18 protein-coding genes are annotated in these 25,282 nt (G+C 40.3%); 10 read left to right on the top strand and 8 right to left on the bottom strand.

Annotated features, from left to right (window positions below):
* The first annotated feature begins 58 nt into the window (after nucleotides 1-58).
* Entirely contained in the window at nucleotides 59-964 is a 906-nt protein-coding gene (gene mak / locus ACHB7C_RS18330) for a fructokinase (RefSeq protein ID WP_042847028.1), read from the top strand.
* A 607-nt stretch (nucleotides 965-1,571) separates the two neighbouring features.
* Nucleotides 1,572-3,521: a bifunctional 2',3'-cyclic-nucleotide 2'-phosphodiesterase/3'-nucleotidase gene (locus ACHB7C_RS18335; protein ID WP_042846963.1), complete on the top strand. Its 1,950-nt coding sequence runs from the start codon at nucleotides 1,572-1,574 to the stop codon at nucleotides 3,519-3,521.
* A gap of 204 nt (nucleotides 3,522-3,725) precedes the next feature.
* On the opposite strand, the gene ACHB7C_RS18340 is transcribed toward ACHB7C_RS18335, so the two are convergent.
* The 4 genes from ACHB7C_RS18340 to sbcD form a co-directional block, all read right to left on the bottom strand.
* Nucleotides 3,726-4,025, bottom strand: coding sequence for a hypothetical protein (locus ACHB7C_RS18340; protein WP_048608407.1), 300 nt, complete (start codon nucleotides 4,023-4,025; stop codon nucleotides 3,726-3,728).
* A 429-nt stretch (nucleotides 4,026-4,454) separates the two neighbouring features.
* Nucleotides 4,455-5,054, bottom strand: a complete 600-nt coding sequence (locus ACHB7C_RS18345; protein WP_042846961.1) for a nitroreductase family protein — start codon at nucleotides 5,052-5,054, stop codon at nucleotides 4,455-4,457.
* A gap of 606 nt (nucleotides 5,055-5,660) precedes the next feature.
* Nucleotides 5,661-9,344 carry an SbcC/MukB-like Walker B domain-containing protein gene (locus tag ACHB7C_RS18350; RefSeq protein WP_395348128.1) on the bottom strand — a complete coding sequence of 1,228 codons (3,684 nt, stop codon included), beginning with the start codon at nucleotides 9,342-9,344 and terminating at the stop codon, nucleotides 5,661-5,663.
* Between the two features lie 11 nt (nucleotides 9,345-9,355).
* On the bottom strand, nucleotides 9,356-10,561 hold the full coding sequence (gene sbcD, locus ACHB7C_RS18355; protein ID WP_048608403.1) for an exonuclease subunit SbcD: 1,206 nt from the start codon (nucleotides 10,559-10,561) through the stop codon (nucleotides 9,356-9,358).
* Nucleotides 10,562-10,809: 248 nt separating this feature from the next.
* Here sbcD and phoB point away from each other — a divergent pair, with 248 nt between their 5' ends.
* The 3 genes from phoB to brnQ all read left to right on the top strand — a co-directional run bounded on the left by phoB (nucleotide 10,810) and on the right by brnQ (nucleotide 14,650).
* Nucleotides 10,810-11,499: a phosphate regulon transcriptional regulator PhoB gene (gene phoB / locus ACHB7C_RS18360; protein WP_042846958.1), complete on the top strand. Its 690-nt coding sequence runs from the start codon at nucleotides 10,810-10,812 to the stop codon at nucleotides 11,497-11,499.
* Between the two features lie 23 nt (nucleotides 11,500-11,522).
* Nucleotides 11,523-12,833, top strand: coding sequence for a phosphate regulon sensor histidine kinase PhoR (gene phoR, locus ACHB7C_RS18365; protein WP_395348131.1), 1,311 nt, complete (start codon nucleotides 11,523-11,525; stop codon nucleotides 12,831-12,833).
* A gap of 491 nt (nucleotides 12,834-13,324) precedes the next feature.
* On the top strand, nucleotides 13,325-14,650 hold the full coding sequence (brnQ, locus tag ACHB7C_RS18370; protein ID WP_048608400.1) for a branched-chain amino acid transport system II carrier protein: 1,326 nt from the start codon (nucleotides 13,325-13,327) through the stop codon (nucleotides 14,648-14,650).
* A 116-nt stretch (nucleotides 14,651-14,766) separates the two neighbouring features.
* Here the strand turns inward: brnQ and ggt are convergent, their stop codons facing one another.
* From ggt to ACHB7C_RS18390, 4 genes are all read right to left on the bottom strand, one after another.
* Nucleotides 14,767-16,533: a gamma-glutamyltransferase gene (ggt, locus tag ACHB7C_RS18375; RefSeq protein ID WP_071547704.1), complete on the bottom strand. Its 1,767-nt coding sequence runs from the start codon at nucleotides 16,531-16,533 to the stop codon at nucleotides 14,767-14,769.
* Between the two features lie 210 nt (nucleotides 16,534-16,743).
* Nucleotides 16,744-17,364, bottom strand: coding sequence for a hypothetical protein (locus ACHB7C_RS18380; RefSeq protein ID WP_042846954.1), 621 nt, complete (start codon nucleotides 17,362-17,364; stop codon nucleotides 16,744-16,746).
* A 270-nt stretch (nucleotides 17,365-17,634) separates the two neighbouring features.
* Nucleotides 17,635-18,237 carry a peroxiredoxin C gene (locus ACHB7C_RS18385; RefSeq protein WP_042846953.1) on the bottom strand — a complete coding sequence of 201 codons (603 nt, stop codon included), beginning with the start codon at nucleotides 18,235-18,237 and terminating at the stop codon, nucleotides 17,635-17,637.
* 223 nt (nucleotides 18,238-18,460) lie between these two features.
* Nucleotides 18,461-19,069: an ACP phosphodiesterase gene (locus ACHB7C_RS18390; RefSeq protein WP_042846952.1), complete on the bottom strand. Its 609-nt coding sequence runs from the start codon at nucleotides 19,067-19,069 to the stop codon at nucleotides 18,461-18,463.
* A 484-nt stretch (nucleotides 19,070-19,553) separates the two neighbouring features.
* On the opposite strand from ACHB7C_RS18390, the gene queA reads away from it, so the two are divergent.
* The 5 genes from queA to secF all read left to right on the top strand — a co-directional run bounded on the left by queA (nucleotide 19,554) and on the right by secF (nucleotide 25,177).
* A complete protein-coding gene (queA, locus tag ACHB7C_RS18395; RefSeq protein ID WP_042846951.1) occupies nucleotides 19,554-20,624 on the top strand; it encodes a tRNA preQ1(34) S-adenosylmethionine ribosyltransferase-isomerase QueA in 1,071 nt (356 codons plus the stop codon).
* An 88-nt stretch (nucleotides 20,625-20,712) separates the two neighbouring features.
* Nucleotides 20,713-21,840, top strand: coding sequence for a tRNA guanosine(34) transglycosylase Tgt (gene tgt, locus ACHB7C_RS18400; protein WP_042846950.1), 1,128 nt, complete (start codon nucleotides 20,713-20,715; stop codon nucleotides 21,838-21,840).
* A 151-nt stretch (nucleotides 21,841-21,991) separates the two neighbouring features.
* Nucleotides 21,992-22,324 (top strand): preprotein translocase subunit YajC, encoded by a 333-nt coding sequence (gene yajC, locus ACHB7C_RS18405; protein ID WP_004905542.1) that lies wholly within the window; start codon nucleotides 21,992-21,994, stop codon nucleotides 22,322-22,324.
* 26 nt (nucleotides 22,325-22,350) lie between these two features.
* Entirely contained in the window at nucleotides 22,351-24,198 is a 1,848-nt protein-coding gene (gene secD, locus ACHB7C_RS18410; RefSeq protein WP_071547706.1) for a protein translocase subunit SecD, read from the top strand.
* 10 nt (nucleotides 24,199-24,208) lie between these two features.
* On the top strand, nucleotides 24,209-25,177 hold the full coding sequence (secF, locus tag ACHB7C_RS18415; RefSeq protein WP_042846948.1) for a protein translocase subunit SecF: 969 nt from the start codon (nucleotides 24,209-24,211) through the stop codon (nucleotides 25,175-25,177).
* Nucleotides 25,178-25,282: the final 105 nt, after the last annotated feature.

Here is a 25,282-nt window from a genome sequence, read left to right on the forward strand (position 1 = left end):
TTGATGAAGACAAGCCATGATAACCAGATAAATGAAAAAAACATTAGAGAGCATCATTATGAGAATAGGTATTGACCTTGGTGGTACAAAAATTGAAGTGATTGCACTAGATAATAACGGTGAAACGCTATTTCGTAAGCGGGTCCCTACTCCTAGGGGGGATTATGATGCGACACTTAGGGCCATTGCAAGTTTAGTGAGTGATGCGGAAACTGCGACAGGGCAGTCAGGGAGCGTTGGCGTTGGGATCCCAGGAACATTATCCCCCGTGACAGGAAGGGTTAAAAATGCCAATTCAACATGGTTAAATGGTCAATTTTTTGATGCAGATTTAGGTCAATTACTAGGACGACCCGTTAAAATTGCTAATGATGCGAATTGTTTAGCGGTATCAGAAGCGATTGATGGGGCTGGAGCTGGCGGAAAAGTTGTTTTTGCGGTGATTATTGGTACGGGGTGTGGTGCAGGGGTGGCAATCAATGGGCAAGTTCACTCTGGCGGCAATGGTGTAGCTGGGGAGTGGGGGCATAATCCTCTACCTTGGCAAGATGACCAAGATAGGCTATTTATTGCTGAAGAGCATTGTTATTGTGGGCTAAATGGCTGTACAGAGCAGTTTGTTTCAGGGACGGGGTTTATCGCTGATTATAAAAAGTTAGCTGGAGAATCTAAGACTGGAATAGAAATTATTCAGTTGGCGCAAAATGGTAACAAGCACGCCATCAAAGCATTTGAAAATTACCAGAATCGCCTCGCGAAAGCTTTGGCTCAAGCTGTTAACATGTTAGACCCTGATGTTATTGTGCTAGGTGGGGGGATGAGCAACGTGGATGCGTTGTATGTCAATTTGCCTGAAAAAATACGCCAGTGGGTATTTGGTCGGGAGTTCGATACACCAATTCGTAAAGCCGCGCATGGCGATTCTAGTGGCGTGCGCGGTGCTGCATGGCTATTTTCCGCCTAATTCCAATATGTGTTATTGGCTACACTCTGCGAATCGGGCCATATACATTAGTATATGGCCCACGTTATCCTCTTTTGTCGCCTAACGATAAAGCAAAATTTCAGCAAATAATTTAGAGGATTAATTATAATTCAGTATTTAAATAGTTTTTATATTACTTAAATTAAATTTAGGTTAATTAAAATACTATTTAAGTTGTGATACTTATTAAGTCACGTAGGTAACATGGCTAATTATTTTATTTATCAAATTTAATAATATTTTAATGCCTATTATGTATAGAAAATAGGGAGTGATTTAAATCACAGTTCTCTTTCTCTTCAAAAAATAGATTCAGCAAAATAACTTCAATTATTTGATGTGAATTTGTCACTATTAATTCATTTTTGTGACCGATATAAAAATCAGGCTTGATAAAAAGATGAAAACCGTGATTTAGTCACAAAAAATGGTTACTGTTTGCAGTGTATTATCATTAAAGATTGATGCTATGCACGTAGTGTGAATTTTTAACGCTATTTTTGTTTGTTAATTGTTCAATAGCGCGGGATGAAAATACAAATTTGAGAGGCGATTTTCTCTCAGTAATGGCAACGAAGGGGATTACATGAATAAAGTATTGAAACTTTCAACGCTTGCTATGCTAGTCGCATTTAATGCGAATGCCGCAACGGTTGATTTACGAGTGATGGAAACATCAGATGTTCACAGTAACTTGATTGATTTTGATTATTATAGAGACAAGCCAACCGAACAGTTTGGATATGTACGTACGGCAACACTGATTAATGCCGCAAAAAAAGAAGCAACAAACTCTGTATTAGTCGATAACGGAGACTTAATCCAAGGTAGTCCACTGGCTGACTATATTGTTGGCGAAGGTTTAAAAGAGGGTGAGTCGCATCCGGCACATAAACTATTAAATACGATGGGTTACACAGTAGGTAATTTTGGTAATCACGAATTCAACTTTGGATTAGATTTCCTGCATAAAGCAATTAAAGGTGCTAAATTCCCATACATCAATGCGAATATTATTGATGCAAAAACAGGTGAAAATTACTTTAACCCATACATTATTGTTGATACACCTGTTAAAGATAGGGATGGTAAAACACACACCATCAAAATTGGTTACATCGGCTTTGTACCACCACAAATTCTAATTTGGGATAAGCCAAATCTAGAAGGTAAGGTTTTAGTGAATGATATCACTGAAACTGCGAAAAAATTTGTTCCTCAAATGAAAAAAGAGGGAGCCGATTTAGTCGTTGCTATTCCTCACTCAGGCTTCTCTCAAGAGCCTTATAAAGCAATGGCTGAAAACTCAGTGTATTACCTCAGTGAAGTTCCAGGTATCGATGCCATCATGTTTGGCCATTCACACGGTGTATTCCCAAGCAAAGACTTTAGCGATATTAAAGGTGTTGACGTTACAAAAGGTACAGTCAATGGTGTACCTGCGGTAATGCCAGGTCAATGGGGCGATCATTTAGGTGTCGTTGATTTAGTCGTAAATAATGATGATGGCGGTTGGAAAGTTGTCGATGCGACAGCTCACGCGCGCCCTGTTTATGATAAGCCTAATAAGAAAGCCCTTGTTGAGCGTGATGAATCTCTCGCTAAAATTATCGATAAAGAACACCAAGATACGCGTAAATTTGTTGGTAAACACATCGGTAAAGCATCTGAAAATATGTACAGCTATTTAGCGTTGGTTCAAAGTGACCCAACTGTACAAATTGTTAACGATGCCCAAGTTGATTACACCAAAAACTTTATTCAGGGTGACCCAGACCTTGCTGATTTACCTGTTTTAGCAGCTGCTGCACCATTTAAAGCGGGTGGACGTAAAAATTCTCCAACTGAGTTTATTGAAGTTGAAAAAGGGGATTTAACCTTCCGTAATGCGGCAGATTTATATTTATATCCGAACACACTTGTTGTTGTTAAAGCAACTGGTGCAGATGTTGTGGAATGGTTAGAATGTTCTGCGGGGATGTTTAATCAAATTGACCCACAATCAACAGCACCACAAAGCTTACTAAATTGGAATGGTTTCAGAACTTATAATTTTGATACTATCAGCGGTGTAAATTACCAAATCGACCTGACGCAGCCTGCAAAATATGATGTTGATTGCCAAACGATTAATAAAGATGCTAACCGAATCAAAAATGTAACCTATCAAGGTAAACCAATTGATCCTAAAGCAACTTTCTTAGTAGCAACGAATAACTATCGTGGCTACGGCGGTAAATTTGCGGGAACAGGTGAGAATAATATTGCATTTGCTTCCCCTGATGAAAACCGTTCTATTTTAGCTGCATATATCGCTAAAGAGTCTAAAGATAAAGGGCAAATCGCTACCAAGGCGGCTAATAATTGGTCATTTACACCAATTAAAACAGACAAAAAGCTGGATGTACGCTTTGAAACTGCGCCAAGTGAAAAAGCAGCAAACTTTATCAAAGAAAATGCTCAGTACCCAATGAAACAGGTTGGTACTGATGAGATTGGCTTTGCTATTTACCAAGTTGATTTAACAGCTAAGTAATTATTCAAGTAGTTATCTGAGTTTAAGCCTACCGTTTGGTGGGCTTTTTTATATTTATAAATTGGTGAATATAGAGATAATATGCTTGAAGTGTTGCTAGATAAAATGAGTCTTACGAAAATGTTATTTTGGATAAATAATGCTCGGAATATTATGACTGTATTTAAATTAAATATTCCGAGCTATTTTAATATTAAAAATAAATTATTCATAAAAAACATTCAACATCGGTAGTTTTGTATTTTTGTCATATTCGACTTTAACATAATCAGACTCTACAGTTTTGCCTCCACGTAAAGAACCTGTTATTGATATATCTTTTCCTTTTCGATAACACTTAATATTGACTTGCTCTTTACTTTCCATATTTATAGAGCATTGAGGTTCATAGACATAGCCTGTAAATGTAATTGCACCTCCTGAATAATTATTACTAGCATAGGTGAAAGAAAAACTTGAAAGGATTATAGCAATAGCAGATGTTAGCAAAGATAAACATTTCATAGTCCACCCCCCTTAATAACACAAGCCACTATTATTAGTGCTTTTGTGTTCTTATTTCAGTGTAGTTCAAATATCGGCAATGCAAAATAAAAAATGAGAATATATTGAATGTTTTTTTATTGAATTTTATATGTGATTGATAATTATGTGTTTTTGTATTTCATTCTAATTGGGGGTTAAAAGGCAATGAAAGATGAAGGAGGAGAGTAGAATTGAAAATGTATCTTTTAGTTAAATGTTATTAATAGTTTTTCAATAATCATTGATAAATCTAGTTAGTTTGGATTAAGTTGCCATTTAATATTTTTGACACATTTAGAATTATTAGGTATCCCTGATGATGACGAAAATGTATTAAATTAAATTAGATTGAAAAATAACCTTCCCACAAAAATATGCAGTAGGAAGGTTATTTGAAAGTTTTGTATATTATTTGAAAACTTTAAAACGCACTTCGTCAGCCATAAAGTCTTTATCACCAGCCGGCGCATTAATTGAGCCAAAAACAAGTTGTGCACGTAATATCCAGTTAGCTGGCACATTCCACGTTTTTTGCACATCATTATCAATTAACGGGTTGTAGTGTTGTAATGAAGCACCAATATTTTCTTGTGATAATGCCGTCCATACTGCAAATTGTGCTATACCGCTAGCTTGTTCAGACCAAATGGGGAAATTATCTGCATATAATGGGAATTGTTCTTGTAAACCAGTCACAATATCTTGATCTTCGAAGAAAAGAACCGACCCCGCACCAGCAGCAAAACTATCAATTTTTTGTTCTGTTGCAGCAAAAGCCTGTTCAGGAACAATTTTACGTAATGCTTCTTTAGTTATGTTCCATAATTTTTTATGTTCCGCACCAAATAAAATCACAACACGTGAAGTTTGGGAGTTAAAGGATGATGGAGAATGTTTTACTGCTTCTTTAATCAATTTTGTAACATGCTCTTCAGACACCGGCAAAGCATCGCCAAGGTTATAAATAGTACGGCGATTTTTAATCATTTCGATAAATGCATTAGACATTTTGGTCTCCTAGCTTTTCATTAGCGCACGGCATTATTATGGAATAAATTTAAGAAGCCGTAGTTTGTTTCAATGGTTATTACTATAACGGGCTAGAGATAAAATCATAGAAAAAAAATTTAACGATAAGGTTCAAAATTTTGATTTAAGTTTTAAATGTTATTATTTTCAATAATATCAATTGATTAGTTGTTATTTTTGTTGGTTGTAGGAATATTATGGAATATAAACAGGAAAAATAAATTAAATTGAAAGAAAAAAATTGAGAGAGTAGAAAGACCATCAATAATATATAAGTTCAAAAGAAAAACCCAATGGGGTGGCGTAAGACCCCACTAGGTAAAGTGATAAATAATTAAGCTCAATCTAGCTAGTTAAGGCCTTTGGTCATTTAAAATTTTGAGCCACCAAAGTTATCATTGATATATTTTTTGACTCATTCAGTGTGGTACAGTTTTGTTGGTTTAGCAAATTTAAGGTCAGCTTATTGCTCGTTGTTACAACCAATAAGCTGATACTATGGTTAATTGTTTTGTCATGCTCTCTCTGTATGGCTTAGCCTAGGATTTCAACAAATTAAGTGTGTACTCACTATCATAAAGGCAGTCAATTTACCCGGTACTGTGCAGGGAGTTCGCTAAAGCCAAGCCCATTGGCCTTTTTTACTGCAATTTGAACGGGAATGCGTTCTTTCATTGCTTCAATATGGCTAATTACACCGATGGTTTTACCAGATGCGTTTAAACTTTCTAATGCATCAAGAGCAATATCTAAGGTTTCAGCATCTAAAGTGCCAAAGCCTTCATCTAAAAAGAGTGATTCTAATTGTGTGCGGTTACTCACCATGTCCGATAACGCTAGTGCTAACGCTAAACTGACTAAGAAACTTTCCCCTCCAGATAAGGTTTTAATATCCCTCACGGTATCAGCTTGCCAGCCATCGATGACTTGCAACTCAAGGTTAGACTGATGATTCCGCTGTAATAAATAGCGGCCATGTAGTTTATCAAGTTGTTGATTAGCAAGAGACACTAAACAGTCTAAAGTCAACCCTTGTGCATAACGACGGAATTTATCCCCTTCGGCGGAACCAATCAGCCCACTTAAGTAGCTCCAATCATCATAGCTTAATTGGCTTTTTTCTATTTCCTGTAGCAAACCTTGCTGCTGCTGGCGTAGTTGCTTGTCCATCCCTAACTGGTTAATAATTTGGCCTTGTTCTTGGTTTAACTGTTTAATTTCTTCATCAAGAGCAATAATAGTGGTGTGTATTTGCTCTTCAGGGATATCAGAAAAACCCGTAATCACTTGTTGCTTTAGCGCTTCTATCGCGAGTTGGCATTCTTTATGGCGTGTTTGATTTTGTAAAAGGTTTTGATTGACGCGTTGCTTTAATTCTTCTAACAGTTGTTTTTCCTCTGAGGTTAATAAAGCATCGAGGAATTTTTGTTGGCTGCTAAATGGGCTGTTCTCCAGCGCTTGTGTGAATTGCGACTCAGCCTGATCCCGCGCTGTGGTGGTCTTACGGGTTATTTCAATTAATTCTTGGTAACTTCCATTCATTACAGAAATTGCATTATCAATCTCATTGAGTTGCTTATGCAGTGCTTCCTGTGCTTGGGAAAGCATTTCCTGTTTTGTATTCAATCGCTGAATATATTGACTCACAGGGAGCCCTGAAAGGTGTGTTTTTCGCAAAGTAGATTTCTGTTCTAAATCGATTTCAATGTGTTTTAATTGATGTTTATCGTTATCGAGCTGTTGGTTAAGCTTGTTTAGCTGGTTGGACTCTGATTGTAATGTCGCATTACTAACATCAATTTGTTGGCTGAGTGTTTGTGCCAACATTTTTTGAGTATTAAAAAACTCACCCCGTTGAGTGACTTCAGTTAGCCATGTATCAAATGTTTCGCTTTCCGGTAAGTTGAGGTCAAAAGGAGCTAATGCTAATTGTAGTTGACCTATTTGTTCGCGTTCGCGCTGTTGTATCTGGCATTGTTCTTTTTGGGTTTCATCAAATAACTGTGTTTGGTATTTCAGGCGTTCCTCGATTAATAATTGGTCAGCCTGTAATTGGTTAAAACTGGCTTGTAGTTCATGTTGCTGGTGTTTTGCTTGTTGGTATTCGTGTTCCAACGTCGCAAAATCGGCAACGATTTTTTGTTGGGAGGCCAGTTGGCAAGTCAACTCATCAATTAATTTGGTTACGGATTGTTCGTTCTGAGCAAGTTTTGGTGTAAGTGCTTGCTCACATGTTTTTTGCCAATGGTGAGTAAGTTCTTCTAATTGCGTTTTAACTTTCTGCTGTTGCTGTATGTTTTCGCTTTGGCGTTGGTTTTGTGTTGCTAATAATGATACCAGCCCAGCATGGTGTTGTTTGAGGTTATCCAGTTTTTCGGTTAACTCGTTCAACTGGCTTTGTGTTTCGCTCAGATGAATAGATTTATATTTATCGACTGCTGGGTGTTCAGTTGCTCCACATAATGGGCAAGGTTCACCGGCGATAAGGTGTTGGCGTTCATTTTCTAAACTGACAATTTTCCGCTCTAGCTGCAACTTTTCATTTGTTAGTTTAATGAGTGGGGTTAACTCATTAATTTTTACCTTGGTTATATCTAGCTCTTTTTCAGATTGAGCGAGAGCTTGTGCTATTTCAGCTTGCTGTAGGTGGTGTTGCTGGAACTGTGCCTGAGTTGCGAGGTATTGGGATAACATTAATGGCAGCAACTTAGCGTGTTGTAGGCGGTTCTGTATTTGCTCAATGCGTTGAGTGTTAACCTTAATGTCTTGTTCTTGTTTGCTATTTTTGTAGCGTTCTTCTAATTGACGAAATACCGCCGTGTGTTGTTCTAGTTCGGCACGTTTTTGGGTTAGTTGTTGTGAGTGCTGTTGGTTGTTTTTTTGTAATTGCTGAGTTTCATGTGCGAGCGTTTGTTGTTTTTGAGTTAAATTAGTCCGTTTGTCGGCTAATTCAAAGACAAACTGGCTCTGTTGTTTCCAACTACCTATTTGCGTATGAATGTCGGCATCTTTATGTTTTTCTTCTAAAAATATATGCAACTGCGCTAATTCTTGGGTTGCGCTTTGAATATGATTTTGCGCTTCAATGACTTGTTGTTGCTTCAGCGTAAAAGAAGCCTGCTGCTCTGTTATTTGTTTAGTAAATTCAACCTGTTGCTGCTTTAATTGCGCAATTTGATTGTCAAGTGGGCGAACAATTTCCTCAATGAGTTGGTGCTGTTGTTTCGTGAAATTAATATGTTGTTGATAATCATTTTGGGCTTGTATTAATTTTTGTTGAACAGGGGTTCGTTCACCTTGTTTTATCGTTAAGGCATTATGCAGACGAGTTTGTTTCTCCATTTGTTCAGTGAGTAGTTGCTGTTGGCGCTCGATATCTTGCCATAAGGGACGAAGAAGCTCTGCTGGGCTATTGTCAGCTAATTTTTTCAATTGGGGTTGTGCATTCTCTAGCGCCAACTCTGCATTTTTTAATTCGCTGTCTAATGATTGCATTCGTTGAGTGAGCTGATGGAATTGCTTCCACCAATTAATGGCTTGCTGGTGGTGGTCACGCTTTTGTTTGAGTTGCGTTTCTTGTTGTAATAGCCCTGTTTGTTTTTCTAGCAGTGATTGATGTTCAGATTCGCTAAGTAAATTAATAGCTTGAGCTTTAGCTTTCAGTAGGTCTAAATCAATTTTGGCTTGCTTATGTTGATTAAAAATATATATCGAGATTTGGCTATAGATTTCAGTGCCAGTAATTTCTTCGAGTAAGTCGGCTCGTTCTTTTTCAGATGCGTTTAAAAAGGCGGCAAAATCCCCTTGGGAGAGCAATATAGATTTAGTAAAGCGTTCATAATCTAGGCCTGTAATTTGGGCGATTAAATCTTTTATTTCAGTTATTTTTACTGTCAGTATTTGGTTGTCAGCAACGGTAGCGAGTTCTGCTTTTGGTTGTTGTAGATTCCCATCGGGTTTGCCTCCTGCCCGCCGTTGGCTCCAAAAGGCACGATAAGCTTTGCCTTTTACCTCAAACTCGACCTCTGTTAGGCACTCTCCAGTATGACGGGTCATTAGTTCATTTTGTGAGTTAGAAATGGTCTTTAAGCGAGGAGTTCGGTGGTATAAAGCTAAGCAAATTGCATCAAGTAGGGTGGTTTTACCTGCACCTGTAGCGCCGGTGATTGCAAATAACCCATTGCTAGCAAAAGGCTCTTGGGTAAAGTCGATTTTCCATTCACCTTTGAGGGAGTTAATATTTTTTAGGCGTAAACTTAAAATTTTCATATTGCTCCTTGCTACTCTTGGCGTAATGCGTCGTAAGATTGTTTAAATAGTTGGATAAGACGCTGCTCACGTTCAGGGTCGTCTAATTCCCCTTCAGCCAGACGACGTAAGAAAACGTCCTCGACACTGAGTTCACTCAGAGTTTCATTAGCTAAAGTGGTTGATTGCCCTTGTCGTAGTTTACGAGCGCGACGTAGCAAAACAATTTCAACGGGTAGGTTGTGTGTTAGAGATTCAATACGTTGTTGAATATCAGCAAGGTAATCTTGGGAAGCGACCTCGATATCTAGCCAAACGGGCTTATCGCCTTGGTAATTTCCCCATGCTTCGAGTTGTTTTTCTATGTCTTTTAATGACCCTTTAATGCTTTGCAGTGGTTGAATAATAGGGATTTCTAGTTGTGTGATTTGAGTGAGTTTAGCGCCATTGAATTCGACCAAACAAATACTTTTTTGCTGGGATGTCTCATCAAAACTTAGTGCGATGGGGGAACCACAGTAACGAATATGTTGGTTCCCGCCAATAACCTGAGGGCGATGAATATGCCCAAGGGCGATATAATCTGCGGGGGGGAATGCCCCAGATGGGAAAGCATCTAAAGTACCGATATAAATATCACGAACAGAATCCGTTAAAGCGGCACCGACAACGGTTAGGTGCCCTGTTGCGATAATAGGAAGATCTAACCCCATTGTTGTACGCTGTTCAAGGGCTAGTTGATAACTGACTTGGTAATGGTTATGGATCGCTGTTTGCAATGATTGTTGTTTTTCTTCAATACTTTGCCCCGCAATACTTAGTTGAATATCGCGTGGTCGCAGAAATGGAATTGCACACACTAAAGCGGCTGGCTGTGACTGTTTATCGCACAAGGTAATAACATTGGGTTCACTACTTGAAGTTATAACGTGAGTATTAAGATAGCTAAGCAATGCGCTAGACTCATTGAGCACAGAGACGGAATCGTGGTTGCCACTTAATATCACTAATTGGCACCCTGTTTTTTGCAAATTAACAATAAACTTATTGTATAACTCACGTGCATAGCTTGGTGGTGAGCCTGTATCAAAAATATCGCCAGCAACAATGATGGCATCAACTTGGTATAATTCGACTTGTTCAACGAGCCAATTTAAGAAGTGTTGGTGCTCAGGCGCACGGCTTTTGGTAAAAAAGTACTGACCAAGGTGCCAGTCAGAAGTATGAATAATGCGCATGAGTAATCAGTTCCTATCATCATTAAGAGCTATGAATATTCTACAAATCAGTATACCTGATCCCGCTAATTCATAGGGGAAAGTCAATTAATTTCTCATCTATTGCGGAAATATTTCACTTAGATGACATTTAACCGCTAAAATATAGAGGAATGTGTACTATATAGATTGATATTCATAATTCTGTCATAAAAGTGACGCATAATGCGTTCACATTAAAAATGTCTTCTTAGTTTACAGGAACAATCATGGCAAGACGCATTCTAGTTGTTGAAGATGAAGCGCCCATCCGAGAAATGGTTTGTTTTGTGTTAGAACAGAATGGTTTTCAGCCTATTGAAGCTGATGATTATGACAGTGCCATCGCTCAGATGGTCGACCCTTTACCTGATTTAGTATTACTTGATTGGATGATCCCCGGTGGTTCTGGTATCCAAGTGATTAAACACATGAAGCGTGATAGCGCCACGCGTGATGTTCCAGTCATGATGTTGACGGCTCGGGGAGAAGAGGAAGATCGCGTAAAGGGTTTAGAAGTTGGCGCTGATGACTATTTGATTAAGCCGTTTTCCCCAAAAGAATTAATTGCCCGAGTGAAGGCGATTTTACGTCGCATTTCACCAATGGCAACAGAAGATATTATTGAAATGAATGGGTTAACGCTAGATCCAACTTCCCATCGTGTGACCAGTAATGAGACGCCTATTGATATGGGGCCGACAGAGTATAAGCTCTTACATTTCTTTATGACCCACCCGGAGCGTGTATATAGCCGTGAACAGTTATTGAATTATGTCTGGGGGGCTAATGTGTATGTGGAAGATAGAACTGTAGATGTGCATATTCGGCGTTTGCGAAAAGCGTTGGAAATTGGTGGGCATGATAAAATGGTTCAAACTGTGCGCGGTACAGGTTATCGTTTCTCGGTTCGTTATTGAAAACTACCTAAAGAGAGGCATGCGTGCTTGAACGCTTATCCATTAAACAGCTGATTTTAGGGCTGTTTTTATTTATCTTACCAGCACTGATATTATCAGTTTTTATTGGCTACTTATCTTGGCTATTGGTGATATCACTGCTGGCCGCGCTAGTTTGGCATGGGTATAATTTATTAAAACTTTCCTATTGGCTCTGGTTAGATAAAAGTATGCTGCCACCGGAAGGGCGTGGAGGTTGGGAGCCTATCTTTTACGGTATCTACCAGATGCAGCAACGTAACCGTAAGCGCCGTCGTGAATTAGGCCAATTAATTAAACGTTTTCGAAGTGGTGCTGAATCCTTACCTGATGCGGTAGTCATGATGACAACCGAAGGGACGATTTTTTGGTGTAATCGTCACGCCCAAGCTTTACTGGGTTTTCGCTGGCCAGAAGATAATGGTCAACATATTTTTAATTTGTTGCGTTACCCTGATTTTAGCCGTTATTTTTCCATTAAAAATTACGAGCAAGCGCTAACTATTGAGCTTAATAGTGGTGAGATTGTTGAGTTTCGTATCTTACCTTATACCGAAGGGCAGTTATTGATGGTGGCACGAGATGTCACAGAAAAACGCCGTTTGGAAAAGGCTCGTAGGGATTTTTTTGCGAATGTAAGCCATGAATTACGTACTCCTCTTACCGTTATTCAGGGTTATCTTGAAGTGATGGATGACCAAGAAGGGGTACCTGCAGTTAATAAAAAAGCCTTGCATGTTATGCAAGAGCAAACGCAGCGGATGGATAATTTAGTTAAGCAACTGTTGCAGTTATCCCGTATTGAAATTGCCCCACAAATCAACCTTGATGAACAAGTTAATATCCCGTTGATTCTCAAAATGATTGAGCAAGAAGCCCTGAGTTTAAGTCAGGGGCGTCATCAGTTTGTGTTTAATATTGATGAAAAACTGCGGGTTCATGGCAATGAAGAGCAGTTACGTAGCGCGGTTGCAAACTTAGTGTATAACGCAATAAGTCATACACCGGAAGGGTCAAAGATTTGGGTTGATTGGCAAAGAAATTATAGTGGTGCACGTTTTAGCGTGAGGGACAATGGTCCAGGTATCCCTGCAGAACATATTCCACGCCTCACTGAGCGGTTTTATCGGGTAGATAAAGCGCGTTCACGGCAAGGTGGCGGTGGGACAGGTCTTGGGTTAGCTATCGTCAAACATGCGGTTCAACATCATAGTAGCCAATTAGTGGTGACTAGCCAGATTGGTAAAGGGAGTGAATTTTCATTTACTTTACCAACGGTGTTAATTGTTGATGATAAAAACCTTAAAAAGTCATAAATAACTCCACTTTATTAATAGAATCAAAATATTAATAAAGTGGATTCTTTTTATTAATCGATTGATTAATTCTATTAATTCATTTTTTTTATATTTTATCCCACCAACTGTTCATTTTGAAAAAATATATCCTGAAAATTATCGAAATATGGGGGTGACAAAATGATGGGTTGTTTATTTTTCGAGCAAATCATATAACGGGGATTGTGATTTTACTGAAAGGAATCACTGGTTCTGAAAATTAGTTTAGTGATTTACTCTTGTTTTCACGTTTGCTATTGCCTTTTTGCCCTATAAAAGTTCTACTTGTTGTCAGTTATTGGCGAATTTTTCTGTTTATTAATTTTTCATTTTGTCAAATGCAAAAGAACATACCTTTTTGTATTGTTAATAGTATGTTTCTCAGAATTCTATCTCGCTATATATATTTCAAAGGGTTGCTAAGTGTAAACCCATAACTTTCTATTTTCGTCACTAAAAATTAACATAATATGGCTCATCGTTTATCATCTAGAGATATCATCGCATTAGGTTTTATGACCTTTGCGTTATTTGTTGGGGCTGGGAATATTATCTTCCCGCCTATGGTTGGTTTGCAGGCAGGGGAACAAGTTTGGACGGCAGCACTTGGGTTTCTTGTTACAGGTGTCGGTCTACCCGTTTTAACCGTTATTGCCCTTGCTAAAGTGGGTGGGGGGATTGAAGCCCTTAGTACCCCAGTGGGGAAAACAGCAGGGTTACTACTCGCGGTTATTGCTTATCTATCTGTCGGCCCTCTTTTCGCTACACCAAGAACGGCAACAGTGTCCTATAAAGTCGGTATCGCACCATTATTTGGTGGTGAATCTGACATGTTGTTACTGATCTACAGCCTAGTGTACTTTGTCTTAGTTATTGGTATTTCACTGTATCCGGGTAAATTACTAGATAGCGTAGGGCACATCTTGGCCCCTGTAAAAATGCTTGCTTTAGCTATTTTAGGCGTGGCTGCGGTAATGTGGCCTGCAGGCGACCCAATCCCTTCAACGGTAGATTACCGTGAAATGGCTTTCTCCAATGGTTTCATTAATGGTTATTTGACCATGGATACTCTTGGTGCCATGGTATTTGGTATTGTCATTGTTAATGCCGCCCGCTCAAGGGGGATTGAAAACTCTTCGTTATTGACGCGTTATACGATGTGGGCAGGTTTAATTGCTGGGGTATTATTAACGCTGGTTTATTTATCCTTATTTAAACTGGGCGAAAATAGCGGTTCTTTAATCCCTAACCCAGCAGATGGTGCAGATATTCTGCATACATATGTACAATACACTTTCGGTAACTATGGCAGTTTCTTCTTAGCCGTATTAATTTTTGTGGCGTGTATGGTTACTGCGGTTGGTTTAACCTGTGCATGTGCAGAATTTTTTAGCCGCTATGTATCTATTTCTTATCGTAAATTAGTTTTGATCCTAGGGGTTTTCTCCATGGTGATATCAAACCTTGGTTTAAGTAAACTAATTGCGTTTTCATACCCCGTGTTGGTCTCTATTTATCCACCATGTATTGTTTTGATTTTATTGAGTTTTACTCTGAAGTGGTGGAAGAATCCGACCGTGGTTATTGCCCCAACCATGTTAGTTAGTTTTGTTGTTGGTTTAATTGGCGCAGTTAAAGCCTCTGATCACTTAAAAGTGTATATCCCTGAGTGGATGACAGCAATGCCACTGTATAAGCAAGATTTAGTATGGGTATTGCCAACAATTGTTGTGTTAGTGGTTGCAATTTTGTGTGATAAATTTGTGTCACCGGCGGCGCAACATAAACAAGCGTAATCTAATTCACATGCTGATTTTTAGCTAATAAGACAAAGAGGAAAATACATTTTATCCTTCTTTGTTCGCAAGTTTAAATGCCCCCGTCATTATGGCGGGGGCATTTTTTTCAGGTATTAGTCAACCCCAACGGCACTCCCAGCAGGGCGTCGGACATCGTTAGAGCCATAAATAAAGCCTTCACGTACTTTTCCTGAAACAGCAGAATCATTGCCTGATGATTTGGCACTGACGCCAGCCCCTTCTGGAATGGCGACCATAATCAGCTCAGCTGCGCCCCAAGGGGTTTGTTCAACCATCTTGTAACCCATTTTATCAAGCAGGGCTAAGCTATCTTTAGAGACACCTCTTTGCTCATAATACACTTCATCTGGTAACCATTGATGATGGACCCTCGGTGCATTAACAGCTTCTTGTGGTGGCATACCGTGGTCAATAATATTTAATGCTGTTTGTAAGGTGATAGAAATAATTCTTGAGCCACCAGGCGAGCCTAATACTAAGAATACCTTGCCATCTTTGGTCACAATGGTTGGGCTCATTGAGGACAGGGGGCGTTTACCCGGAGCAATAGAATTGCGCTCACCTTGTACTAAACCATATAGATTTTTTTCTCCCACTTTAGTCGTAAAATCATCCATTTCATCGTTTAGAAAGAAGCCTGTCCCCGGTGGGATCACGACAGAACCAAAGCGACCATTGATAGTATAAGTAGTTGAAACTGCGTTACCTTTTTCATCAACGATAGAATAGTGCGTCGTCTCTGGTTTTTCGTGTGGTCCCATACCCGGTTGAACTTGAGTTGATGGTGTTGCTTGATTAGGTTTTATTTCCTTACGTAATTCTTCCGCGTAAGTTTTACTCAGTAGTTTTTCTGTTGGGTTATCTACAAATTCAGGGTCACCAAGGAAGGTATTTCTATCCATATAAGCATGGCGCATAGCTTCAGTTAGCGTATGGATATAATCCGCAGAATTAAAACCCATTTCTTTGAGGTCATAGCCTTCTAAAATATTGAGGGTTTGGCAAATGGTAACGCCTCCAGAACTTGGGGGTGGCGCCGAAATGAATTTATAACCTCTATAGGTACAGCTAATAGGGGTTGTATCTGTGATGGTATAATCTGCAAAGTCTTTTGCCGTCAAAATACCGCCATTTTTCTTTGAGGCTTCCTCGATAATTTTGGGGATTTCTCCCTCATAGAAGGCGGAAGGCCCATTTTTAGCAATTTTTTCTAGGGTATTGGCTAAATCGCTTTGCACTAATAAATCGCCCGGTTGATAAGGGCTACCATTAGGTTTTAAGAAGATACGTGCGACTTCTGGGTCTTGTTTAAAACGCTCAGTGGTTGTGTCTAACACATCGGTATCTGCACGGGTTAGTACAAAACCTTCTCTAGCTAATTTGATAGCAGGCTCCATCACCTGTTGACGGCTCATTGTGCCATATTTTTCTAAGGCGTAGTCTAAGCCTTTGACCGTTCCCGGTACACCGGAAGCTAGGTAGCCATACAGGCTGGCATCTTTGATTAACTTACCCTCTTTATCGAGATACATATCAGCACTTGCTGCGGCAGGAGCGGTTTCTCTAAAGTTGATAAATAAATCTTTTCCATCTGCCAAATGAATGGTCATAAAGCCGCCGCCGCCAATATTACCACAGCATGGGTTCACAACCGCTTGGGCATAACCGACAGCAACAGCTGCATCTATCGCATTACCACCAGATTTGAGGATATCCGCACCAATCTGCGAGGCTAAATGTTGGGATGAAACAACCATGCCTTTCTTGGCTTCAACGGCAGGTTCTGATGCGGCAAAGAGTTGAGTTGAAAATAATAAGGAAAGTAATAAAGCAGCAGGGCGTAATGATGTTCTGATCATTAGTATCTCCCAGTTAAGGTAAGGTTTGATGTAACACAAATTAATAATATGAATGATTTGTTAATTATTTGTGTTTTTAATGTATAGCATACAATAGTGCGGAATGTTGAATATTTGAGTTAATAAGTGTTAACTTGGTAGGGTTATTTATGAATAAGCAGGGATTAAATATGGATAGGAAAAGGGCTCAAAAAGAGCCCGTAAAGTATATTATTTTTTGTTAAACAACGACATGTGGACCCAGCCATTATTGGTTAAAATGAGAGGGCTTTGTTGTGCACGCTCAGCATGTGTTTGTGCTGATTGAATTTGCGGGTAAGCCGCCATCACTTTTTCATTTTTAGCCCATGGAGCCACATCTTCCAGTTTTTGGGTATAGTTGGCTATAGAGATTTTCTGCCCACCGCGTTCAGCGGGTTCAGTAAAGTTTGTGACTTCATTGACGACTAATTTGCCAGTGCAAAAGCTACCGCGTCCTGAAAATTGAGATTGTTTTTCGTCGTAGAATTTCTCACCTTCACTAGTCAGCGTATATTCAACCCCTTCGCCAGTATGTTCCCCACTCCACATGTCTTTCATGGTGACTTGTTTTTCAGCTTTAGCTAGCAAGCCCGCATCAACTAAGGTATCGAGTTGTTCAATATTACGAGCGCTAAATTTCGTGATAAAGCCTGCTGGCATTTGACCGACATTGATGCAAATAACTTTTCTAGTATCAAGGTAGTCTTGGATGGATTTTTTGAAGTTACTTTCAGATGCGGTTTGGCTGTTGTCACAGCCAGCAAGCAATGCACTGATAATAGCCACTGAGGCTGCGAGTTTTAAGTTCATTTTCCTATACCTAGTTTTCGTTATTTTTATTTAAATTAAAGATGCGATAGTTTAATTGGAGCATCTAAAAATGATGAATTTGTAACTAAATGTCGCTAAATGTAACCATATTATAAATGGAGTAGGGTTTACAGTAAGAATGAGGGGGGAAAGTGGGGTTTTGGCGTGATTTGGGAACTTTCTGACGTAATGATATGTAGCGAATAATGGGGATTTTAGGCAAATAAAAAAGCGGGCATCTGCCCGCTTTTTAAAAACTCATATCACTGATTACAGTTTGGTAGAGTTTTTAGTCAGGTAATCAGCAACGCCTTTCGGAGATGCATTCATGCCTTCTTTACCTTTTTCCCACTGAGCTGGGCATACATCACCGTGCTCTTCGTGGAATTGTAAAGCGTCAACCATACGGATCATTTCATCGATGTTACGGCCTAATGGTAGGTCGTTAACTACTTGGTGGCGAACAATACCGTTTTTATCGACGAGGAAAGAACCACGCAGTGCAACACCTGCATCTGGGTGTTCGATGCCGTATGCTTTAATGATTTCACGTTTGATATCAGCAACCATCGGATATTTAACTTCACCGATACCACCGTTATCTACAGGGGTTTTACGCCATGCGTTATGAACAAACTCAGAGTCAAAAGAAACACCAACCACTTCAACACCACGTTTTTTGAATTCTTCGTAGCGGTGGTCAAATGCGATCAGCTCTGAAGGGCAAACGAAAGTAAAGTCCATTGGCCAGAAGAAGATGACAGCTGGACGACCGTTCAGGTGGTTTTTCAGGTTGAAGTTATCAACAATTTCACCGTTACCTAAAACAGCAGCAGCAGTAAAGTCAGGGGCTTGACGTGTTACCAGAACCATAATTTACTCCTATGAGTTTGAATTAAAGGTTTTTTGCCCTTATCCATTTTTAATCTAAACGGATATTTAGGACATAGACTTCCAAAAGAATAAGGAATTATCTTTTGATAATAAAGGCATTTAAACCAATTATTGTGATAGGTTTTGCCTATCAATCATAATGCTTTATGAAATTAATATCAATAAGATAGTTTTATTCCATTAAAGTGCAAGCTTTAATTTATTACTTTGTATTAATTGTGACATCTTGTACAAAAAAATGTTGCAGCGCGTTTGCCATCATTTGTGGGTAGAATTGGAAGAAAATATTTTCAAGCTGATTATATTGCAATAAAAAATCATCAAATGAACCACTTAGCGCCCCCAGTTTTGGCCGCCTTCTGGCCATACCATTGAGTGATTTGCCTATATAGTTTTTATCTGCATAACGAATTAGCCAGTGTTGTGGCCACAAGTATTCATTTAACTCTTGGAATTTTTCAGGAGTATGACACAGTTGAGGTTCAATTGTTTTTCGGCAATAGCGCACAAAATCTACTAGTGGCAGAGTCGGTTCAAGAGTTGACCAATGTAGCGATAAAAAATGATCCCAGACTAAATCTAATGTAATAGGGGCAACACGGCGGTACTCATCACGAAATAGGCCTTTCGCTTCTTTGACTAGCGGGTGAGTGTCGGTGACCCTATCGACGGTTCGGTGCATAAATATACCCGCGACAATCTCAGGTGAGTATCGCCCAGTAGGGTTACCGCGGACGTAGTCAGCCATGATGTTACCCAATAGGGAACTATGGGCGATATGAGCGAGGTGTAGGTGTGCTAAATAATTCACTTTAAAATGTCCGTCGTCTTTCAAACCACTGGGGTGTTAGCTTTGTAAAGCCACCCGAATCACATACTCATGTATGCTCATCGGGATATCTTTACTTGCTGCCTACCTGTGATTCGAAACCCATAGGACATGTAGCGCAGCTTAGCTAACTTTTTGATTGCTCAAACTATAGCAGTAATTACGTTTAATTCGAAACTTACAGGGCATGACTTGAAAATGGAGTAAAAAACCTTCCTTAATTTGCAGCTTATAGGTATCAGTATTGAGAAACAAAAGAAAAAAGATTGAAATAAATTTGTCATGAAATCTTAGTAAAACAGAAATAATTCATTCTTTGAATGGATAAATAGTACGCAGAATTTTTTGCTAACAAAATATTTGTTAAATAATGGCGAATATTTATACTATTTTGCGCTTATTTCTTGCGCCAAAGGCGGTGCGGCACTAGACTAGTCGCCTGTTTTTTTAGATTGATGTCAATACAATGCGTGTTTCTGATTTTACTTTTCAATTACCTGAAGAACTGATTGCCCACTATCCACAGGCGGAACGTAGCGCTTGCCGCTTATTAAGCCTGGATGGAAGCTCGGGGCAGCTAACGCATGGTGTTTTTACAGATGTTCTAGAAAAATTGGAGAAAGGGGATTTACTGGTATTCAATAATACCCGCGTGATCCCAGCAAGGTTGTTTGGTCGCAAAGTCAGCGGCGGTAAAATTGAAGTTCTCATTGAGCGTATGTTAGATCAACACCGTGTATTGGCCCATGTTCGCGCATCAAAAGCACCGAAAGAGGGGGCTGAACTGTTGTTGGGTGAAGATGAAAGTGTCAAAGCCACGATGATGGCGCGTCACGGTGCCTTATTTGAACTGCGTTTTGATGATGAACGGGATGTTTTGAGCATTTTAAACCAAATTGGTCATATGCCATTACCCCCTTACATCGACCGGCCTGATGAAGAAGCGGATAAAGAGCTTTATCAAACTGTGTATAGTGAAAAACCGGGGGCTGTAGCAGCGCCAACGGCGGGTTTGCACTTTGACGAGCCTTTACTTGAAGCTTTGCGCCAAAAAGGCGTTGAAATGGCATTTGTTACCTTACATGTCGGCGCAGGTACTTTCCAACCTGTTCGTGTTGATACTATCGAAGATCACATTATGCACTCCGAATATGCGGAAGTGCCACAAGATGTGGTTGATGCGGTATTAGCCTGTAAGGCGCGTGGCAATCGCGTTGTTGCTGTAGGGACAACGTCTGTGCGCTCACTGGAAAGTGCGGCTAAAGCTAGCCAAGATGCCTTGATTGCTCCATTTTTTGATGATACCCAGATTTTTATTTATCCCGGGTATGAATATCAAGTGATAGACGCACTTATCACTAATTTCCACTTACCAGAATCAACATTAATTATGTTGGTTTCTGCGTTTGCGGGATATAAAAATACTATCAATGCGTACAAAGAGGCGGTTGAACAAAAGTATCGTTTCTTTAGTTACGGTGATGCTATGTTCATCACACCCAATGCGAATGCACCATTCGAAAAAATTGGGGAATAATCAGTTCGAGCGGTGGCGTTGGCTGCTTGCTTAGCAAATTAATATTATCGACAGCATCAGACTGTTTTTCTGATGCTTGGAGGCAAACGTGAAATATGAATTACAAACGACTAGCGGCAATGCACGTCGTGGTCGCTTAGTATTTGAGCGTGGTGTGGTAGAAACCCCCGCGTTTATGCCAGTAGGCACCTACGGTACTGTAAAAGGCATGACACCTGAAGAAGTAAAAGAAACGGGTGCTCAAATTCTTCTAGGGAATACTTTCCACCTGTGGCTGCGTCCAGGGCAAGAGGTCATGAAGCTCCATGGTGATCTTCATGATTTTATGCAATGGCAGGGGCCGATATTGACGGATTCAGGGGGGTTCCAAGTCTTTAGTCTTGGCGCAATGCGCAAAATTAAAGAGGAGGGCGTGCATTTTCGTAACCCAATAAATGGTGAGAAAATTTTCCTAAGCCCTGAAAAATCAATGGAAATTCAGTACGACCTCGGTTCAGATATTGTGATGATTTTTGACGAGTGTACGCCATATCCGGCAGATTGGGATTACGCAAAGACATCAATGGAAATGTCGTTACGTTGGGCTGCTCGTAGCCGCCAACGTTTTGACGAATTGAACAATAAAAATGCACTATTTGGCATTATCCAAGGCAGCGTTTACGAAGATTTACGAGATATTTCAGTTAAGGGGCTGGTGGAAATTGGCTTCGATGGGTACGCTGTAGGCGGCCTAGCTGTAGGCGAACCAAAAGAAGATATGCACCGCATCTTAGAGCATGTTTGCCCTCAAATTCCGGCAGATAAACCACGTTACTTAATGGGGGTGGGCAAACCGGAAGATTTAGTGGAAGGTGTTCGCCGTGGCATTGATATGTTTGATTGTGTGATGCCGACACGAAATGCACGTAATGGGCATTTATTTGTCACACATGGCGTGGTAAAAATTCGTAATGCTAAGTATAAATCAGATACATCGACACTGGATGCCGATTGTGACTGCTATACTTGTCGCCATTATAGCCGCGCTTATTTACATCACCTTGATAGGTGTAATGAAATTCTTGGTGCAAGGCTCAATACCATTCATAATTTACGTTATTATCAACGTTTGATGGCCGGTATTCGCCAAGCAATCGAAAATGGAAAATTTGAAGAGTTTGCGAAAGATTTCTACCAGAAGATTGGTAAACCCGAACCTTCATTAAATATCGAGTGAATTTAAGTGCGAAATGCTACTAATCTGTGTAGCATATCAATCTGATACTTACCATACTTTGAGGCGCATGCGCTTATTAGCTTTATGTAATTCGAAGTATTTATAGAGTATATTTTTAAATTGCTTTCAATAAAACAATGAGGAAAGTTGAATGAGTTTTTTTATTTCTGAAGCAGCAGCGTCAGCAGGTGCGCCAGCGCAAGGTAGCCCATATACTATGGTTATCATGCTTGTTGTTTTCGCTCTGATCTTCTATTTCATGATTTTGCGTCCACAGCAAAAGCGTGCGAAAGAACACCGTAAATTGATGGAATCTATCACTAAAGGTGATGAAGTTTTAACAACTGGCGGTTTAATCGGGCGTGTGACTAAAGTATCTGAAACCGGTTATGTGGTTCTTGAACTGAGTGAGAACACAGAAGTAACCATCAAACGTGATTTCGTTGCTGCTGTTTTACCTAAAGGCACAATGAAAGCAATTTAATTCTGATTCTCCCGAAGGGAACTGCCGTGCTAAACCGTTATCCTTTGTGGAAGTATCTGATGTTGATCTGTGCGATCCTCATCGGTCTGCTTTATGCGCTTCCAAACCTATATGGTGAGGATCCGGCTGTTCAGATCACTGGCGTGCGGGGAACCGCCGCCAATGAACAAACGCTGATCCAAATCCAAAAATCGTTACAAGATGATAAAATTCAGAGCAAATCAATCTCTCTGGAAAATGGGGCAATTTTAGCCCGGTTCAACAACTCTGATGTTCAGTTACGTGCTCGTGAAGTGATCATGAATGCACTAGGTGATCAGTATGTTGTTGCATTAAACCTTGCACCTGCGACGCCTAAGTGGCTTGAAATGATCGGCGGTGAGCCGATGAAGCTCGGCCTTGACTTGCGTGGTGGGGTTCACTTCCTGATGGAAGTTGATATGGACACTGCATTAGGTAAATTGCAGGAACAAAACATGGATGGTTTACGTAATGACCTGCGTCAAGAAGGCATTGCGTACTCTTCTATTCGTAAAGGCAATGATTATAGCGTTGAAGTCCGTTTCCGTAACGCAGATGATCGTAGCCAAGCAGAAAAAGCACTAGCACGTAAATATCCAGACTTAGTGTTTAGTGATGGTAGCGACAACACGATGATCGCTGTGATGACCGACGAGCGCTTACGTGAAGCTCGTAACTATGCGGTTTCTCAGAATATTACCATCATCCGCAACCGAGTAAACCAATTAGGGGTTGCTGAGCCACTTGTCCAACGTCAAGGTGCTGACCGTATTGTTGTTGAATTACCCGGAATTCAAGACACCGCTCGAGCAAAAGAGATTTTAGGTGCTACAGCAACATTAGAATTCCGTTTGGTGAATACCAGTGTTGATTCATCCGCTGCTGAACGTGGCCGTGTGCCAGGTGATTCAGAAGTGAAATATGACCGTGAAGGCATGCCTTATGTACTGTATAAGCGTGTTATCTTAACGGGGGATCATATTACGGATTCAACATCTGAAGCCGATGAAAATGGTGCACCACAAGTAAGCATCAGCCTTGATAGTTCTGGTGGTTCTATCATGTCCGATTTTACGCGTGATAACCAAGACAAACTGATGGCAACCCTGTTTGTTGAATACAAAGACAGTGGTAAAAAAGATGCAGCAGGCCGTTCAATTTTAGTGAAAGATGAAAAAGTCATCAACGCGGCACGTATTTCGGCTCGCTTTGGTAGCAAATTCCGTATCACAGGCATCAACAATGGTACAGAAGCTCGTCAACTTTCATTATTGTTACGTGCGGGGGCGTTGATTGCGCCAATCCAAATTGTCGAAGAGCGTACCATCGGCCCAACTTTGGGTATGCAAAATATCGAACAAGGCCTGAAAGCTTGTATCGCGGGTCTATTAGCATCAATTCTATTTATGATTATTTACTATCGTAAATTTGGCTTGATTGCCAGTAGTGCGCTGATGGCGAACTTGGTATTAATTGTTGGGGTTATGTCTCTGTTACCGGGGGCGACACTAACTATGCCAGGTATTGCTGGTATCGTCCTCACCCTTGCGGTTGCAGTCGATGCCAACGTTCTTATCAACGAACGTATCAAAGAAGAGCTGCGGAACGGAAGGTCTGTTCAACAAGCAATTCATGAAGGTTATAAAGGCGCCTTCTCAAGTATTACAGACGCAAACTTAACGACATTAATCACGGCTATTATTCTCTATGCAGTGGGTACAGGGTCGATTAAAGGCTTTGCGATTACGACAGCGATTGGTGTCGCAACCTCTATGTTTACAGCTATTGTTGGTACACGTGCAATCGTGAACCTGCTTTATGGTGGTAAACGTATTAACAAGCTGTCAATTTAAGGAGCACGTTGTGGCACAGGATTATTCTGTTGAACAATTGAACTATGGTCGTAAAGTCTATGACTTTATGCGCTGGGACAACGTTGCCTTTGGTATTTCTATCGTATTACTGATCGCTTCTTTTGTGATTATCGGCCTCAAAGGTTTTAACTGGGGGTTAGATTTCACTGGGGGGACAGTTATCGAGATCAACTTAAGTCAGCCTGCTGATTTGGATAAAATTCGAGACAGCTTGTCTAACTCGGCTCATAAAGATCCATTAATCCAGAACTTTGGTAGCAGCCGTGACATCATGATCCGTATCCCGCCAATCGAAGGCGCTGCGGGTCAAGAGGTTGGTAAAGAAATTATCACCATCATTAACCAGAGTGTAGATGATAAAGCGACGGTAAAACGCATTGAATTCGTTGGGCCGAGTGTCGGGGCCGAATTAGCGCAAACAGGGGCTTTAGCACTGTTAACTGCACTAATTTGTATCTTGGTATATGTCGGCTTTCGTTTTGAATGGCGATTAGCCGCGGGGGCTGTATTGTCTCTCGCTCATGACGTGGTGATCACATTAGGTATTTTGTCTCTGTTTCATATCGAAATAGATATGACAATCGTGGCATCACTGATGTCAGTAATTGGTTACTCACTGAACGACAGTATCGTTGTTTCTGACCGTATCCGTGAAAACTTCCGTAAAATTCGTCGTGGTACGCCGTACGAAATCATGAACGTCTCTTTAACACAAACATTGAGCCGTACCATCATGACATCGGCCACAACGTTGTTAGTGGTTCTGATGCTGTATCTGTTCGGTGGCACTATGCTGGAAGGCTTCTCATTGGTTATGTTAATCGGTGTAACCATCGGTACTATTTCATCTATCTATGTGGCTTCTGCATTAGCACTGAAGATGGGAATGAAACGCGAGCACTTGATGCAGGCGAAAGTCGAAAAAGAAGGTGCAGACCAAGAGTCATTACTGCCTTAATTTAAAACTGGCTAAGCCAATTAGCACTTCAAATAGTTGGTGCCGTGAGTTGGCTGCAAACGAGTGATATCTCGAGGAGCATAATAAACTATGTGACTAAGGGTA

It is taken from the genome of Providencia sp. 2024EL-00732 (assembly GCF_044006275.1).
Lineage (GTDB): Bacteria > Pseudomonadota > Gammaproteobacteria > Enterobacterales > Enterobacteriaceae > Providencia > Providencia huashanensis.

Excerpts from the sequence above, each read along its gene's own strand:
- mak (WP_042847028.1), top strand. The coding sequence starts at position 59 with ATGAGAATAGGTATTGACCTTGGTGGTACAAAAATTGAAGTGATTGCA.
- ACHB7C_RS18335 (WP_042846963.1), top strand. The coding sequence starts at position 1,572 with ATGAATAAAGTATTGAAACTTTCAACGCTTGCTATGCTAGTCGCATTT.
- ACHB7C_RS18340 (WP_048608407.1), bottom strand. The coding sequence starts at position 4,025 with ATGAAATGTTTATCTTTGCTAACATCTGCTATTGCTATAATCCTTTCA.
- ACHB7C_RS18345 (WP_042846961.1), bottom strand. The coding sequence starts at position 5,054 with ATGTCTAATGCATTTATCGAAATGATTAAAAATCGCCGTACTATTTAT.
- ACHB7C_RS18350 (WP_395348128.1), bottom strand. The coding sequence starts at position 9,344 with ATGAAAATTTTAAGTTTACGCCTAAAAAATATTAACTCCCTCAAAGGT.
- sbcD (WP_048608403.1), bottom strand. The coding sequence starts at position 10,561 with ATGCGCATTATTCATACTTCTGACTGGCACCTTGGTCAGTACTTTTTT.
- phoB (WP_042846958.1), top strand. The coding sequence starts at position 10,810 with ATGGCAAGACGCATTCTAGTTGTTGAAGATGAAGCGCCCATCCGAGAA.
- brnQ (WP_048608400.1), top strand. The coding sequence starts at position 13,325 with ATGGCTCATCGTTTATCATCTAGAGATATCATCGCATTAGGTTTTATG.
- ggt (WP_071547704.1), bottom strand. The coding sequence starts at position 16,533 with ATGATCAGAACATCATTACGCCCTGCTGCTTTATTACTTTCCTTATTA.
- ACHB7C_RS18380 (WP_042846954.1), bottom strand. The coding sequence starts at position 17,364 with ATGAACTTAAAACTCGCAGCCTCAGTGGCTATTATCAGTGCATTGCTT.
- ACHB7C_RS18385 (WP_042846953.1), bottom strand. The coding sequence starts at position 18,237 with ATGGTTCTGGTAACACGTCAAGCCCCTGACTTTACTGCTGCTGCTGTT.
- queA (WP_042846951.1), top strand. The coding sequence starts at position 19,554 with ATGCGTGTTTCTGATTTTACTTTTCAATTACCTGAAGAACTGATTGCC.
- yajC (WP_004905542.1), top strand. The coding sequence starts at position 21,992 with ATGAGTTTTTTTATTTCTGAAGCAGCAGCGTCAGCAGGTGCGCCAGCG.